The organism is Henriciella barbarensis (genome assembly GCF_003576345.1).
Lineage (GTDB): Bacteria > Pseudomonadota > Alphaproteobacteria > Caulobacterales > Hyphomonadaceae > Henriciella > Henriciella barbarensis.
In genome coordinates this window covers 863,726-879,123 of sequence record NZ_QWGB01000005.1, presented here as the reverse complement: position 1 = coordinate 879,123, position 15,398 = coordinate 863,726, and the positions used below count along the sequence as shown (strand labels likewise).

The window sequence follows — 15,398 nt, the reverse complement described above, 5'->3', positions numbered from 1 at the left end:
TGGCTGGCGAAGTGACTGACGGCGTTTAGCCTGCCAGCCGCTCCATCTCTGCTTCTGACAGCTCTGAATTGTCATAGACGTTCTGGACGTCGTCGAGCTCATCGAGGACGTCCAGAAGCTTCATCAGCGTATCGGCCTGGTCGCCTTCGACTGGAACATTGTTCTGCGGCTTCCAGATCAGCTTCGTCGATTTGGCTTCAACCTCGCCGAACTTGCCCTCAAGCGTGGAGGCGACGTCCATCAGGTCTTCGCGTTCGGTAAAGATCCAGTGACCCTCCTCGTCGCTTTCGACGTCGGTCGCGCCGGCTTCAATGGCCGCTTCCATCACAGCCATCTCATCGCCAGCCTCTGCTGGGTACTCGATCTCTCCAACCTGGTCGAAGCCGAAAGAAACGGACCCGGTTTCGCCGAGATTGCCGCCATTCTTGGAGAAGGCCGCGCGGATCTCACTGGCTGCGCGGTTCTTGTTGTCGGTCGAGGCCTCGACGATAATGCCCACGCCGCCCGGTCCAAAGCCCTCATAGCGGATGTCGTAATACTCTTCGCCGCCGCCGCCTTGGCCCTTGTCGACTGCGCGCTTGATATTGTCCTTTGGCATGGACTGGCCGCGCGCATTGTTAATGGCAAGGCGCAGGCGCGGATTGGCGTCAGGATCAGGACCGCCAAGCTTGGAAGCGATGGTGATTTCCTTGGACAGGCGCGCAAAGAGGGCCGCGCGCTTCTTGTCCTGCGCGCCCTTACGGTGCTGGATATTGGCCCATTTCGAATGTCCGGCCATGACGTCCTCGCAAAACTGTCTGGTTCTGTTGATAGCTCGCGCCGGGATAGATCAGGCGCGGGCGTTTTGAAAGCCAAGGATGCAGACCCGGCAAACGACAATCAAGTATTAACGCGGTTCATGTACGCTACTATCCAAGCGGAGGTCCCATGAGACTTGATCAATTGACGACAAGAATTGTCGAGCTGGATGGCGGACACCGTACCTTTGACTTTGGCACGTTCCAGCTGCATTCGGCCTTCCAGCCTATTTACGAAATCAGTCGCAGTTCAGGCGCGCTCTATGGCGTTGAGGCGCTTGCGCGTCCCATGCTGGGTGCGAAATCGGTCGAACCACTGGCATTCTTTGCCCGGCTAGAAGGCTGGGACCGCTTCATCGCCGACTGGGCCTGCTTGTGCGTTCACCTTGCGAATGCGGCGGCCTGGCAGCTCGGTGAAACACGCCTCTTCGTTAATCTGAACCCGCATTCGTGTAGTTATCGCGACCAGATGATGACGGGTATCGAGCAGTATTGCGATCTGATCGCCGCGTATGGCTTGCGCCGGGACAAGGTCGTCTTCGAAATAACGGAAGGGGCCGACTGTCCGCGCTCTGACCTGTTGGCGGTGGTCGAAAAGCTTCGTGCGCTTGGCTTTGGTATAGCCATAGACGATTTCGGGCGCGGCAAGTCCGATCTGCTGCGTGTCATCGAGCTTCGGCCAGACATCGTAAAGATCGATGCAGGCTGGTTCCGAAAGATGATGGAGAATGAGGCGAGCCAGCAATTTGCCCATTCAATTATCCAGAAACTGCACGGTCTGGGCACGCATCTTTTGTTCGAAAGCGTTGAGACACCGCGCGAGTTGCACTGGGCCCGCGATTGCGCAGGGTCGCTCATTCAGGGCTGGTTGTTCGGCAAGGCGACCAATATGGGCGAAGCTGCAAGCAGGAAAAGCGTTGAAATGCCTGACGAGGAAGAGCGCAGAGCGCGCCACCTCGCCTGACCTTCAGGGTGCCGGAATGTGTTCTGCCAGCCGGCCACCCATGCGGATCGGCTCTATCCGCTTTGCCAGTCCAGTCTGGTCATCAGTTTCAACATAAACGCCGCAAAGCGTGCCGTCGCCGAGAGCAGGGGCATAGCGCTCACCGGGTAGCTGTGTTGCAAAGCGCTGGACGGAGTTTTCCTTCCGCATGCCGATAACGCTGTCATAATCGCCGCACATGCCAGCATCGGTCTGGTAACCCGTCCCGGCTTCCAGAATCATGATGTCAGCGGTCGGCACATGCGTGTGGCTGCCTACGACCAGGCTGGCGCGGCCATCGCAATGGTGACCCATCGCCATCTTCTCGCTGGTCGCTTCGCAATGCATGTCGACGATCATGGCATCCACGGCGAGGCCAAGCGGCATGTCGTCGAGGATGCGGTCTGCATGCTGGAACGCGTTTTCCAGCTGCTGCTTCATGAAGACATTGCCCTGTAGCTGGGCAACGCCGACGCGCCGACCATCATCCAGAACGAAAACGTGTGCGCCCTTACCGGGGGCGCCTGCGGCAACAGGATAATTTGCCGGGCGCAGCAGGCGGGGTTCACGCTCGATGAAGGTCAGGGCTTCGCGCTGGTCCCAAGCGTGGTCGCCGAGTGTCAGGCAGTCGGCACCTGCATTGAAGAAATCATTGGCGATGGATTCGGTCAGACCGAAGCCGCCTGCCGCATTCTCTCCGTTCACGACAACGAAATCGAGCTTCAGGTCACGGCGTAGGCCTGGCAGATAGTCGACCACAGCTGCGCGGCCCGGCTTGCCGACCACATCTCCAAAATATGCGAGTTTCATGGGCGACAGCTATGCGCCCTTGCCCCCCAAAAGAAAAGGCGCGCCCTCAGTTGCCCGGGGCGCGCCTTCACAAGTCAGATCAGATCTGTGGCTTATTCGTTAGAAGCCGAAAGACCGAGATAGTCCTTGGTCAGCATGCTTGGGTCTTCCATCGCCGCCACGCTCTCCATGGAAAGCGGCTCTTCCGGATCGAGCATGATGGTCAGCGTCTTCGGCTCCTGAATGAAGGAAGACAGCGCTGTGCCGATTTCGGTGGCAATCGCCGTATCCACGCCGGCCTGCTGGGCCATGAGCGGCGCCATACCCATCATCTGGGCGACCTGCGCACGCATCTGGGCCGGATCCTGACCCTGCTGCGTTGCGACGACGTTGAAGACGCGGTCGACAAGGCCATCATCCGTGATGCGCATTTCGAAATTGCCGATCTCAAGCGCGCTCAGCGCCTGCTGTATGACCATCGGGTCAGGCTCACCACCTTCGGCAAGGTTTTCCATATCCATGGAAGCTGCCAGCTGCTGGTTGAAAGCCGAATAACCGATGAACTCACCGCCATAGGAGAAGCGTGCGCCATCGACGAGCTCGAAATAGTTGTCTGCAGCTTCGGAGGTCAGAATGTCTGCATCCGGGTCGTACTGGCTGTTGCCAGCGCCGCGGATTTCGATGCCATCATAGCCGAGCATGCTGAAACCCTGCGCAAGGCCTGCGCCGACCTCACCACCGTCTGCATCTGCGTCGAGCGTCATGCTGAAAGGCTCGACGACATAGCTGACAGGCTGGTCGTCATCATTGCGTTCGACATAGGCGTCCATGGATGGCAAGGCGAAGCTCATGCCTTCGCCTTCGAAGGTCAGATTGTCGAGCGTGAAGCGGTCATAGCCCGGCTCCATCGGGTTCTGCATCATCTTGCTCATGACCGCAGCTGCCATTGCGTCCTCGTCGCCGGCATTCTGCTGGATGGCAGACAGGAAGCTGAGGTCGCTGCCAGCGATCGACATGGAGTCGATGCCGCCTTTGAAGTTCATCTCATCTTCGCCGATGATGTCGAAGGTCACACCGGTCAGCTCTGCGAGAGCCGCGCGCTGGTTGTCGACGTCACGCAGCTGCAGCGAAGAGACGGCAAAAGTGCCTTCGCCGTCCGTGTCGGAGAATTCGCCCGAGACGTCAGAGATCGACCACGCGTCGAAGGAGATATCCTCGACAGCGGGGAAGTCGGCAGGCTCACCGGTGCCAAGTGCAGACGCGAGCCATGCGGAAAGTGCCGGGGACGGGTTGATCAGTTCGATCTCGCCAACGCCCATATTTGTCGTGTCAGCAGCTTCCGGGTCGCTCACGGACAGGCCCGAAAAGCTCATGCGTGAGAAAGAAGCCTGACCGTCGACCATGTCGAGGCCTTCGAAAACCAGCGAATCGGCCGTGAAGCCTTCCATGCCCTGGATGCTAATGTCAGAGAAGGTTGCCGACGCGCCGTCGACGTCCTTGCTGGCGTATGTGATCATGCCGTCGCCGGAATTCGTCAACATCATCGCAGAGATCACATCAGGTGCTTCGGCGGCATCGCCGTCCCGCAGTGTGATTTCGCTGATGTCTTCTGGCGTCTCGACGCCTGTCTGGTCGCATGCGGTCAAAATCGAGATCGCCGCAACGCCGCAGAGCAGATATTTCATGATGGTTCCCCTAATGTCATAAGATGGGTGTAGGCTCATCGCGCCTTCGATTTGAGACTTATCATGTTTTTCGATAAATGCCAGCCTCTGACCCTGTCCGCTTCAGACGGTCAGAACATAACTGTTCGCATGGAGATAAACCCGCGCGCAAAGCGACTGATTCTCCGTCTTGATGAGGCGAATCGCGAAGCAGTGGCCGTCGCTCCGTCGAAACGACATCTGAAGGCAGCAGCACAGTTTGCAACTGACCGGCGCGACTGGATTGCAGCCCGTCTGGCACAGCTGCCACAACAGACCGGATTGGTCGAAGGTGCCCAGTTCAACCTGCGCGGCGCGCCATGCGAGATCACCCTGGAGGGCCCAGGCAGGCGCGCGTCGCTCATACCCGGAACTCCGCAACAACTTTGCCTGCCGGGGGATCCTGAAACCGTTAGTCGCCGCGCCGCCCGCTTCCTCAAGAAGGCGGCCGGTGAGGACTTGAGCGATGCCGTGGAGCGCCATTGTGCGACGCTGGGCGTTGCGGCCCGCAAGGTCAGCGTCAAGGATACGCGCTCGCGCTGGGGGTCCTGCACGTCAGATGGCGGACTGGCCTTTTCGTGGCGCCTCATCATGGCTCCGCACAGCGTGCTCGACTATGTCGCCGCGCATGAATGCGCGCACCTGCTTGAGATGAACCATAGCCCGCGCTTCTGGGCGCATGTCGCGAGATGTTGTCCGGACTGGAAGAAGGAACGCGACTGGCTACGCCGCCATGGCCGCGCCCTTCACGCCGTGACTGTCTAGGCCTTCTGCGGCTCGCCCACCTTGGGGTCAGATGAGGATGGCTCCTCCGCCGGCGCGGATGTCTGCGGCTGCTGGTCAGGTGCGAAGCTGATAATGGTTGCGCCATCCCCGCCGCGCGCTTCCCGGCTTGGGCCGAGCAGGACGAGCGTGCCATCCGGACGGATCTCGGCAACTAGGTCGCCTTTTGGCCTGTCAGCGAGATACTGTTCCAGCGTGTATTTCTCGGTCAGCCTTGTGCGGGAGAAATTCCAGCCGCGATACTGGTCACGGATCAGGCCATCATAGGTACGGCCACGCTTGATGAGCGTGCGCCCACGCGCCGAGGAGCCCACTGACTTGTCATCGGTCTCATCGCCTTCCGAAAGCGATAGCTGGTAGACGCGGTGACGGCCGACTTCTGGCGCAAACTGGCTACAGACGAGCGCATTGTGGCTGTCATTGGTCGACAGGGCGACGACGGTTGCAAAGCGCGAATGGTCCAGACGGATCTCCGCGTCTTCAGACAAGACTTCGCCAAGGAAGGTGTCGAGACCTGCCTCACGCGCCGGGCGGAGGCGGCGATAGTTGCTGTCGGCAACGATGACGTCGATCTTCACCGATTTCAGCGCCTTGGCGAATTCCACACTCCAGGAGTTTGCGCCCACCAGCAGAACACCGGGCTTTTCAGAGCGGGCAAGACCAAGCTTCCGCGCGAGCGGACCAATTGTGAAACCGTGTAGGACAACGGTTGTGAACACCATTGCAAAGGCGAGTGGCACGATCTGGTCTGCGCCGGAGAAGTAGAAACGGCCTTCACGCGACAGGTCGACCAACAGCGAACCGAACAGGCCCGAGACGGCCACAGCCACGATACCGCGCGGCGCGATCCAGCCTAGAAGCAGCGCTTCCTTGCGGTTCAGTGTGCCAGCCGTTGCAATCCACACCGATAGCGGCCGCACGACAAACAGCATCACGAGCAGGAAAAGGAGCGTGTTGATATTCAGCGCCGAAGAAATGATCGAAGGCGTCAGGTCCGCGGTCAGGATAACAAAGACGCCAGAGACGAGAAGGACCGCAATGTCTTCCTTGAACTTCCGGAGTTCTGAAAGGTCGGCGAGCTTCGAATTGGCGAGCGTCATGCCATAAGCCGTGACAGCCACGAGGCCGATTTCCTTCTCGACCTGTTCGGCCAGCGCATAACAGAGAATGATCGACGCGAAGATAAGCGGCGCCTTGAGATATTCCGGCGTCCAGCCAGCGCGAAAGGCGCGCGAAATGCCGAGGCCGAAGATGATACCGAGAGCGACACCGATGCCTGCAGCGGCGAGGATCCAGACGCCTGCGCCAACGATGGAGTCTCCATGGCTCGCCACGCGGATCACTTCATAGGCGGCAACAGCAAACAGCGCGCCGATCGGGTCGTTGACGATGCCTTCCCATTTCAGGAACTGGGCAGGGCGTCCCGACAGCTTGGATTGGCGCATCAGTGGCATGATGACGGTCGGGCCCGTGACGACCATGACGCCTGCGAAGACGATTGCGCTTGCCCAGTCGAGACCAGCCGCATAGCGCGCCGCCAGAGAGCCAAGCAGCCAGGCGAGCGGGCCTCCAAAGAACACCACGCGGCGCACGGCGGCGCCGGCATCGCGCAGATTCTCGAATTTCAGGATTAGCCCGCCTTCGAACAGGATGACTGCCACGCATAGCGACACGATAGGCCGCAAAAGGTCCCCGAAAGTCGAGGACGGATTGAGCAGTGGATCGCCGAAAATGAGTGACCATACCGGCCCGGCGGCGAGCCCGGCCAGAGCCATCAGAACGATCGCAGGGGCCTGTAGACGCCAGGCAAGCCACTGTGCGCCCAGACCGAGCGCGCCAATGAGGGCGCAGGCAAAAATAAGGCTGTCAGAGCCTGTGCCTGCGAGAATGAGGTTCATATCCGGCATGTGTTTTTACTTGGGGTCCGTACGTTTCAGACGTTGGCGACAGTATCTTCGCGTGAGAAATCGAAGCCGATTTCGCGCGTGCCGTATTCGCCGGCCTCATAATGATCAATCTTTTCCTGAAACCAGTTGGTCAGGTGATTGAAGAGATAACCAAAGAGACGCGTTGAATCCTCTTCTGCAAGCGGCAGTGCCAAGGTAAATGACTCTCCGCCCTGGATGTCCAGCACAAACCGGTCGCCGATCTTCTGGCACTGGGTGGTGATGCGAATCCAGTCAGTGCCGCCAGTGACCCGTACAGCAAGCCCAAAGGCGATCGGTCCAAGCGGCCGGAAGCCGCGCGGCGGGACGGAAAATGCCTGATCGCCATAGGGTTTCGGCTCAAAATTGCCGACAGGCGGCACAAGCTGGACACAGACACCATCGGAGGAATCGAGATAGTCGCAGAAGCCCGCGCGGACTTCCTCAGCGAGCTGGCGCACGCGCGCATAGTTCTCGGCTGCAAGATCCTGATAGGTCTTTGCGATAGCCTTCAATTCGTCGAAACGCGACACGTGAGACCCTCCCCGTGGTTTCTCATCAGGCGGGAAACTAGGGGTGAGCGCCCACTATTGCGAGTCGGCGCATGAATTTAGTCGCTGAGGGGTCAGGCGGCGCGACTGCTTCGGCGCTGCGAGGGGAAAGCTTCGACGTTCGAGTTTGCTGCGTCCACGTCTTCGACAGACGGTCGTAGGTGGACTGGCAATCCGGCACGCGCAAGTTCAATAGCGGTGCCAGGGGCCACGCCTTCATGCCAGGCCGTGATCACCGTCCGGATCGTTTCCAGAAACTGCATTTCCTCGTCCACCACCTGCCCGAAGCGGGCAGCGATCGGCCCGACCAGACCGTAGGCAAGGAAGACGCCAAGGAATGTGCCCAGAAGAGCCGTCGCAATCATGGGGCCTAGCACGTCGGGAGACTGGTCGATTAGGCTCATCGTCTTGATGATGCCAAGGACCGCCGCCACGATTCCAAGCGCGGGCAGGGCATCTGCAAGCGAGTTCAGCGCGGCCACGGCCCGGTGTCGGGTCTGCGCTGCAGCGGCAACCGCGTCTTCAAGGTGGGCAGCCACAGGCGACTTGCCCCCCGGGTTCAAGGCGTGGATGCGAAGACTGTCGGTGATCATCGACGTGGCTGTGCGGTCAGCCAGAAGGCGCGGACGGCTGGCAAACAGGTCTGAGCGCTCAGGCGTCTCGATATCGGCTTCGATGGCGATCATGCCGCCGCGGCGTGCCCGGCGCATCAGGTCGCCAAGACCGCTCAAGAGGTCCGCATAGTCAGCTTTTTTCCACTTCGCGCCCCGCATGGATTTGACCATTCCGGCAAGCGCAGCGCCTGCGACCCTTGGTGAGTTACCAATTACGAGCGTGCCGAGGCCGGCCCCGCCAATCAGGGCCAGTTCAAATGGCAGCGCGCTGAACAGGGCCGGGCTTCCTGTGAAAAGGAGCGCACCTGCAATCAGGGCAGTGACCAGAACAAGGCCGATAAGTTGAAACATTCACGGGTCTCCGCAGACGGGTTCAAAGCCGCTTCTAACGCAACAGGCTTTAAATAAGGTTTCCGGGCTGCTGGCTGGGGCCCATGACGCGACGGGGCGCTTGAATTTTCCAGCGGTGAGGCCGAAGAGAAGTGATGACCGACACGCCCTCGCCACAGCTTGGACATGACCGGCCGGACCGCCGCGGCGCGTTTCGGCTGCTTTTCTTCGCGCTTCTGGCGGTTGGGGCCGGCAATACGATGCTGGTCAGCGCCATCCTGCCCCCCCTCTCGCGGGATCTTGGCCTGCCGGACTGGATGGCGGGCGCAATCTTCTCGTTATCGGCTGCGCTCTGGGCGATCACCTCGTCTTTCTGGGGCCGCAAGAGCAATGACTGGGGCAGGCGCCCGGTCGCTGCGCTCGGCATGCTTGGCTTTTCGGTGTCGATGCTGCTTTTCGGCACCAGCGCCGCGCTCGCCATGGCCGGTCATCTGCAAAGCTCGCTTGTTATCTTCATCTGCCTCCTGGCGTCGCGCACGCTGTTCGGCCTCCTGGGCTCTGGCACCAACCCGGCGGCGCAGGCCTATATCGCTGACCGTACTAGCCGCGACAAACGCACCGAAGAAATTGCCTCGCTGACGTCCGGCTTCAGCTTCGGCGCGGTTGCAGGCCCAGCCTTCGCGGCTGCGGCGGGCGCGGTTTTTGGCCTACTGACACCAGTTTTCATGATCAGCGCCGCGGCGGCTGTCCTGTCTTTCCTGATCTATACGCGCCTGCCGGAGAAAACTGCGCCGCGAAAGGAAGCGGGCCTCAAATCCACAGGCAAGAAAGAGGGCGATGGTCTCTGGCGCGATCCGCGCGTGCTGCCCTATCTGATTTTCGCAGTCGGGCTCTCCGTCGTCACCGGCGTACTGACCCAGACATTCGCCTTCGCCATCATGGACAAGATCGGCGTCGACGGGGCTGAGGCGATGCAGTTCACCGGCCCGGCCTATACGGTCGGCGCGGCGGGCACATTGATCTCGCAGCTTGTCATCATTCCGCGCCTCAAGATGACCAACCGGACGCTTATGGTGACTGGGGCGCTCACCCTGTCGGTCGGCGCGTTCCTTATCGTGCCGACGAATGAGTTCGCGGTTCTCGTGCTGGCGCAGTTTTTCGTGGGGATCGGGCAGGGTCTTGCGCGCCCGGGCTTCTCCAGCGGCGCATCGCTCTCTGTCGGCTCCAGCCTTCAGGGCAACGTCGCAGGCCTTGTCATCTCGGCCAACGGCACCGGATTCATCGTCAGCCCGTTCTTTGGCCCATGGATGTATGAGAACGTTCACCAGAGCGCGCCTTTCATCGGCGCGGGCGTCGTACTCGTCCTGATGGCGTTTTTCGCCCGCCGCGTCTTTCCGGCCAATCAGGTCTATCAGGATGATGACGATCAGCCGGAAATCTACGACTAGGTTCTAGCTGCGCAAGCGCGCCAGCACCTCATTGAGAGCCGGGCGCGAAGGATAGCCATCCGCGATCAGGCCGTTCGCCTGCTGGAACTGCCGCAGCGCGCCGCGCGTGCCTGAGCCGACAATGCCGTCAACGCCGCCCGCATTATAGCCAAGCTGGTTTAGCGCCGACTGAAGCTGCTTTACCTCATCGAAGGTCAGCCGCTGGATGTTCGTCGGCCAGGCTGCGACCGGGCCATATTGGCCGGCGAGCCCATCGGCGAGGAGGCCGACCGCGAAAGCATAGCTGTTGGAGCGGTTATAGGTCTTGAAGACGTCGAAGTTGCGGAACAGGAGGTATTTCGGTCCTGTCGCACCCGCTGGCAGCCACAGCTCGGCATAGTCGCTGTCATCGACGCCAAAGCCGCCACCCCGGATCGGCGAAAGACCGGCTGACTTCCAGGACGACAGGCGCCGGTCGTTGCCATCGGCCATCGACCAGTCAAAACCTTGCGGCGCGAGCACTTCGACGCCCCATGGCTGGTCAAAGCGGTAGCCGGATACTGAGAGATAGTTGGCGGCAGACGCTAGAGCGTCTGGTGACGATGACCAGACATTCGCCAGCCCATCGCCATCATAGTCCTGCGCATAGGCAAGATAGGTTGATGGCATGAACTGGGTGTGCCCCATCGCGCCGGCCCAGCCGGAGCCAAGCTGATCCAGCCGCGCAAAGCCTTTCTCGACGATTTCGACCAAAGCGAGGATTTCGCTCTCGGCGAAGCTGCGGCGGCGGCCTTCGACCGCCATGTTGGCGAGCGTATTTGCGGCGCTGAAATTGCCCATATAGCCGCCGAAATTGGTTTCCATCGCCCAGATCGCGCTCACCACTTCGCGGTTGACGCCATAAGTGGCTTCGATGCGGTCGAAAACGGGCCCAAGCTCAGCGAGTTTCTGGCGGCCAGTTTGGAAACGGTTATCCGTGACCGCCGTGCGCAGATACTCCCAGATAGCCTTGGAAAACTCTGCCTGATTGGCAACTTCCGACTGATTGTCAGGGCCAAGATAGATATCGAGTGGTCGGATATCTTTCAGCAGCGCATAGAGTAGGGCGGGATTGGTGCCGCGTGCCGTTGCGCGAGAGACGAAGTCCTGGCGCCAGGCATCCATCTCGGCATTGCCGGTTGGCGCAAACGGGCCCACCGGGCCGGAATATGGCGGGGCGCCCGGCGTGCCCCGTGGGTCACCGGGAGAAATCGTTGATGTGCGGGTCACTGGCGCGCTGTCTGTCGTCACTACGCTTGGGGGCGTCGATGTCGTTGCCTCGACATGCGGCTTCTGCGAGGGCGGGGTCGGCGCGCTTGATTGCGGCGCAGGCTCTGGCGTGGCAGCGCAGGCGCTGATCAGGGCGGCGAAACTGGCAGCGGTGGTCCAGCGGAGAAGGACCAAATTCTTGCGCGTCATAAATGATGTCTTCCTTTTACCGTCGCGATGTGTGAGCGGCGTTGACTCTGCATAACCCATTCTGTATCTCGCGCCCCTTACGAGTTTTCAAAGATCGCCGGGCCAATCCCATGAAAGTTAAGTCTTCACTGAAATCCTTGAGAAACCGCCACCGCGATTGCAAGGTCGTTCGCCGTAAGGGCCGGACGTACGTCATCAACAAAACAGACCCACGCTTTAAAGCAAAGCAGGGCTAAGCAGAAGATGACGGCATCAGCGCCCGGCGGAAATATTTCTGTCGGTGCTGAACCCATCGTACTGTTCGATCTCGGCAATGTCGTGATCGACTGGCTACCCTTGCGACTTTACCGCAAGATTTTCGCGTCTGAGGCAGAGGCCGAGGCCTTCTGCCGTGATGTCTGCAATATGGACTGGCATGTCGAGCATGACCGGGGCCGGACCTTTGCAGAAGGCGCGCGCCTGCTGAAGCAGGACCACCCTCACTATGCAGACGAGATCGACGCCTGGCACCGGCGCTGGTTCGAGATGTTCGATGGCTATGTTAGCGGCGTACCGGCGCTCATCGCCCGCCTTGAAGAAGCGCAGGTCCCGCTCTTTGCCCTCTCCAACATGTCGGCTGAGATCTGGCCGGAAACGGTTGAGCGTTTCCCAATGCTCAAACTGTTCCGCGATGTTGTCGTTTCTGGGGAGGAAGAGCTGATCAAGCCCGATCCGGCGATTTATGAGCTGACCCATGCGCGCCTCGGTCAGCCGCCCAAGGACAGCGTCTTTTTTATCGATGACAGCCTGAAAAACATCGAAGCGGCCCGTGCCTACGGCTTCCGCGGGCATCACTTTACTGACGCCGAAAGCCTTGAAGCCGCCCTGATCGAAGAAGGGCTGCTCGCGCCGGCCGCCTGATCGCCGCATTCGGGCCTTGCCGGGACCTTATCCAGAGCCATACTGATAGGCATGTTCAAGGCTCTCCTTATCGCCAGCGTCATCGCCGTCAGCGGCCCGCAATACGGGCCGAGTGACGAGATGTTCGACGAGTTGAAGAACGCGCCGAGTGAGGAGGAAGCTAACTCCACCGCCATGGATATCTGGGCGGCCTGGCTGGAAAGCGGGTCTGCCGCCGCAGACCTTGTGATGCAGCGCGCCGTGGAAGCCCAGGGTCTGGGCGACCTGGAACTGGCACATGAGCTGTTTGATCGCGTCATCGCGATCCAGCCTGGATATGCCGAGGCGTACAATCGGCGCGCCGCGCTCTTCCTGGTCGACGAGAACTTTCCAGAAGCCCTGCGCGACCTCAATGAGGCGATCCGGCTTGAGCCGCGCCACTTCGGGGCCTGGACGGGTCTTGGCCGCATCATGGAAACGCTTGGGGCTAAGGATGAGGCGCTTGAAGCCTATCGCGAAGCTTTGAAAATTCACCCGACGCTTCAGGCGGCCCGCGCCGCAGAGTCGAGGCTGGTGCGTGAACAGAATGGTCAGGGGCTTTGAAGATTATTCTTACCGGACTTACCCTGCTGCTCGCGCTGAGCGGCATCGGCGCCTGCGTTCATAGCGCAGTCTACACCAGCAATGTCGAAGACAAGTACCCGCCTAAGGGCACGCTTGTCGAAGCGAACGGTGCGAAAGTTCATGTTATCGAAGCGGGCCGTGATGGCCCGCCCGTCCTGATGATCCATGGCGCGTCGGCAAACGCCAGAGAGTTCACGTTTACCCTGGCGCCGCGCCTGCAGGAGGATTTCCGTGTGTTGATGGCGGACCGTCCCGGCCATGGCTATTCCGGCCGCCCGGAAGCTGCCGAAACGCTGGAGGTTCAGGCGGCTCAGATGGCAGCCGTTCTGCGCCAGCTCGCACCTGATCAGAAAGCGGTCATCGTCGGACACTCCTATGGCGGTGCGGTCGCGCTCCGGCTTGCGCTTGACCATCCTGATCTCGTCGACGGGGTCGTGCTTCTTGCGCCGGTGACCCATGATTGGGGCGGCGGAGGTGAAACCTGGTACAACAAGGTGGCCGGCCCCCCTGTCATTGGGCCGATTTTCTCGCAGCTCGTGCCGCTCGTCGCGCCCGCTATGGTGAAAGGCGGTATCGACGGCGTTTTCAATCCGAAGGACGCACCGGACGATTATTACGCGGATGCCGCCATCGGCTTGCTCTTCCGGCCGCCGAGCTTTCGCGCGAATGCAGATGATATGAATGTCCTGCAGGATGAGCTCGCGGCCCAGCAGCACCGCTACCCGGAGCTCAGCATGCCTGTCGTGCTCTTTTCAGGTGCCAGGGATACGGTGATCGATCCGAGCCTCCATGCAGGAAAGATCAAGCATCAGGTCACAGGCTTTGAGCTCGTCAAACTGCCGCAGACCGGGCACATGCCCCACCATCACCATGGCGACGAAGTGGCGGATGTGATCCGCCGCCTCGCCGCAGATGCGATGGATCAGTCCTCGTAGGAAATGAGGCCGCTCGCGCGCCCCATCACGTGGAAAATCTCGTGCTGTTCGATGGTGCCACGAAAAAGCTCCGCCCCCGGACCGCTGGCATAAACGGGGACATCCTCGCCCGCATGCGTTTCAGAGCCCTGGAAGACCAGCGCTTGCTGCTGGAAGTTTTTCGCTGTCGTGTCGACGTCGGAAAGGTCGGCGCGTGCGCAGTCCTCTTCGCCCGGTGGGCAGCCTGTTTCACCATTGGCATAACCAAGCGTGGTGTAAGGCTTTCCATCATCAGCCCGCGCCAGACCGCCAGGCCCATAGGCCACCTTGCCGAGGATCGGATTACCGCGCGCAGGATAGCCCGCCAGGGTCAGCGTGTGTGAGTGGTCGGCGGTCACGACGATCAGCGTATCTTCCGCATCCGTCAGGTCGAGCGCAGCCTGCACCGCATCATCCAGCGCCGCCGTGTCGCCAAGCGCGCGCGCCGCATTCACACCGTGATGAGCGTGATCGATGCGCCCGGCTTCCACGAGCAGCACATAACCGTCCTCATTCTGTGAGAGACGCGTGATGGCAGCCGTGGTCAGCTCGGCAAGAGAGGGTTCGCCAGCGGGATCTTCCGCGCGGTCGAGCTCAAACTGCATGTGGGACGGCTCAAACAGGCCAAGCACACGGGTCTCGCCTGTGAAATCGATCGCTTCAAAGCCCGCTTGATCGGTGATGTAGACGTGATCGTCCGACTTGGCCGTCCAGACTTCGGTAAGGTCTGCTTCATCGGTACGGCGGCCGGCCGCTTCGCCGGTTTCTGGATCGGTCAGGCTCGCCGGGAAGAAAGCGCCGCGGCCACCGCCAAGCACGACTTCAAAGCCGTCACCAGCGTCCCAGTCGACGAGCTGACGGGCGATGTCCTTACAGTCCGTGCCACCAAGCTGGTTGTCGTCTTCCCAGTTGCGGTCAGCGCTTTCGGCATAGGTCGCGGCAGGCGTTGCGTGCGTAATTCGGGCGGTGGAAACGATGCCCGTAGAAAGACCAGCGGCTTCGGCGATCTCGAAAATCGAATCTGTGCTCTGCCCCGATAATGAAGCGCAGTTGCCATAGGCGATACCGGACCGAAGGCCGAGCGTCCGCGAAAGGGTCTTGATGCCGGACATCATTGCGGTGGCGGTCGAGGCACTGTCGGCGACCTGGGCGTCATGGCTGTAAGTCTTGGAAAAGGCTGAATAGGGCAGGCTTTCCATGGCCAGACGATAGCTTTCACCATCGAGGCCTTTCTGCTGGCCTGCATAGATACGTCCGGCCGTGATGGTCGACACGCCCATTCCATCACCAACGAAAAGAATGACATTCCGGGCGCGCGGAACGAAGTCTTCCGCCGTGCGGGACTGCACATCAGCAGCGGCGGCGACGTAGTAATCATCACTGGCCTGTTGCGGGGCGACGCCCGTACGGGAAAGTCCCGGGGCTTTTGTGGTCTCCTCAACTTCAGTCGGCGGCACCACAGCATCGACAGGCTCGAGCCCGACTGGTGCCGTTGCGCAAGCTGCGATTACGGCGCTGCTGGTCATCGCGATAAGCGGCGCGCGGAAGGCGCCGGCGTTTGGCTTTGTCATGGCGAAATTCTC

General features: G+C 60.7%; 15 protein-coding genes. 7 read left to right on the top strand and 8 right to left on the bottom strand.

Annotated features, from left to right (window positions below; all coding sequences use genetic code 11):
• Window positions 1-25: 25 nt before the first annotated feature.
• The gene (locus D1224_RS07240; protein WP_119379220.1) at window positions 26-778 is read right to left on the bottom strand and encodes a YebC/PmpR family DNA-binding transcriptional regulator; all 753 of its coding nucleotides are present in this window, start codon (window positions 776-778) and stop codon (window positions 26-28) included.
• 149 nt (window positions 779-927) lie between these two features.
• Here D1224_RS07240 and D1224_RS07235 point away from each other — a divergent pair, with 149 nt between their 5' ends.
• Complete coding sequence (locus D1224_RS07235) at window positions 928-1,761, top strand: EAL domain-containing protein (protein WP_119379219.1); 834 nt, start codon at window positions 928-930, stop codon at window positions 1,759-1,761.
• 3 nt (window positions 1,762-1,764) lie between these two features.
• On the opposite strand, the gene D1224_RS07230 is transcribed toward D1224_RS07235, so the two are convergent.
• Entirely contained in the window at window positions 1,765-2,589 is an 825-nt protein-coding gene (locus D1224_RS07230; RefSeq protein ID WP_119379218.1) for a TIGR00282 family metallophosphoesterase, read from the bottom strand.
• 92 nt (window positions 2,590-2,681) lie between these two features.
• A complete protein-coding gene (locus tag D1224_RS07225; protein ID WP_119379217.1) occupies window positions 2,682-4,253 on the bottom strand; it encodes a hypothetical protein in 1,572 nt (523 codons plus the stop codon).
• Between the two features lie 63 nt (window positions 4,254-4,316).
• On the opposite strand from D1224_RS07225, the gene D1224_RS07220 reads away from it, so the two are divergent.
• Window positions 4,317-5,036, top strand: a complete 720-nt coding sequence (locus tag D1224_RS07220; protein ID WP_119379216.1) for a M48 family metallopeptidase — start codon at window positions 4,317-4,319, stop codon at window positions 5,034-5,036.
• On the opposite strand, the gene D1224_RS07215 is transcribed toward D1224_RS07220, so the two are convergent.
• The 3 genes from D1224_RS07215 to D1224_RS07205 form a co-directional block, all read right to left on the bottom strand.
• Entirely contained in the window at window positions 5,033-6,952 is a 1,920-nt protein-coding gene (locus D1224_RS07215) for a cation:proton antiporter (protein WP_233350438.1), read from the bottom strand. The genes D1224_RS07220 and D1224_RS07215 overlap by 4 nt on opposite strands.
• A gap of 35 nt (window positions 6,953-6,987) precedes the next feature.
• Window positions 6,988-7,512 carry a hypothetical protein gene (locus D1224_RS07210; protein ID WP_119379214.1) on the bottom strand — a complete coding sequence of 175 codons (525 nt, stop codon included), beginning with the start codon at window positions 7,510-7,512 and terminating at the stop codon, window positions 6,988-6,990.
• Between the two features lie 92 nt (window positions 7,513-7,604).
• Window positions 7,605-8,495 (bottom strand): motility-associated protein, encoded by an 891-nt coding sequence (locus D1224_RS07205; protein WP_119379213.1) that lies wholly within the window; start codon window positions 8,493-8,495, stop codon window positions 7,605-7,607.
• A gap of 134 nt (window positions 8,496-8,629) precedes the next feature.
• On the opposite strand from D1224_RS07205, the gene D1224_RS07200 reads away from it, so the two are divergent.
• Window positions 8,630-9,922, top strand: a complete 1,293-nt coding sequence (locus D1224_RS07200) for an MFS transporter (RefSeq protein ID WP_119379212.1) — start codon at window positions 8,630-8,632, stop codon at window positions 9,920-9,922.
• A gap of 3 nt (window positions 9,923-9,925) precedes the next feature.
• Here the strand turns inward: D1224_RS07200 and D1224_RS07195 are convergent, their stop codons facing one another.
• Entirely contained in the window at window positions 9,926-11,359 is a 1,434-nt protein-coding gene (locus D1224_RS07195; RefSeq protein ID WP_233350437.1) for a lytic murein transglycosylase, read from the bottom strand.
• Between the two features lie 110 nt (window positions 11,360-11,469).
• Here D1224_RS07195 and ykgO point away from each other — a divergent pair, with 110 nt between their 5' ends.
• Genes ykgO through D1224_RS07175 form a run of 4 tightly spaced genes read left to right on the top strand, consistent with a single transcriptional unit; the run spans window position 11,470 to window position 13,797 of the window.
• Window positions 11,470-11,595, top strand: a complete 126-nt coding sequence (gene ykgO, locus D1224_RS07190; protein ID WP_119379210.1) for a type B 50S ribosomal protein L36 — start codon at window positions 11,470-11,472, stop codon at window positions 11,593-11,595.
• Between the two features lie 7 nt (window positions 11,596-11,602).
• Window positions 11,603-12,259 carry an HAD family hydrolase gene (locus D1224_RS07185; RefSeq protein WP_119379209.1) on the top strand — a complete coding sequence of 219 codons (657 nt, stop codon included), beginning with the start codon at window positions 11,603-11,605 and terminating at the stop codon, window positions 12,257-12,259.
• Window positions 12,260-12,310: 51 nt separating this feature from the next.
• The gene (locus tag D1224_RS07180) at window positions 12,311-12,841 is read left to right on the top strand and encodes a tetratricopeptide repeat protein (RefSeq protein ID WP_119379208.1); all 531 of its coding nucleotides are present in this window, start codon (window positions 12,311-12,313) and stop codon (window positions 12,839-12,841) included.
• Window positions 12,838-13,797, top strand: coding sequence for an alpha/beta fold hydrolase (locus D1224_RS07175; protein ID WP_119379207.1), 960 nt, complete (start codon window positions 12,838-12,840; stop codon window positions 13,795-13,797). The genes D1224_RS07180 and D1224_RS07175 overlap by 4 nt, the downstream gene beginning before the upstream one ends.
• On the opposite strand, the gene D1224_RS07170 is transcribed toward D1224_RS07175, so the two are convergent.
• Window positions 13,785-15,386, bottom strand: coding sequence for an alkaline phosphatase (locus D1224_RS07170; RefSeq protein WP_119379206.1), 1,602 nt, complete (start codon window positions 15,384-15,386; stop codon window positions 13,785-13,787). The genes D1224_RS07175 and D1224_RS07170 overlap by 13 nt on opposite strands.
• Window positions 15,387-15,398: the final 12 nt, after the last annotated feature.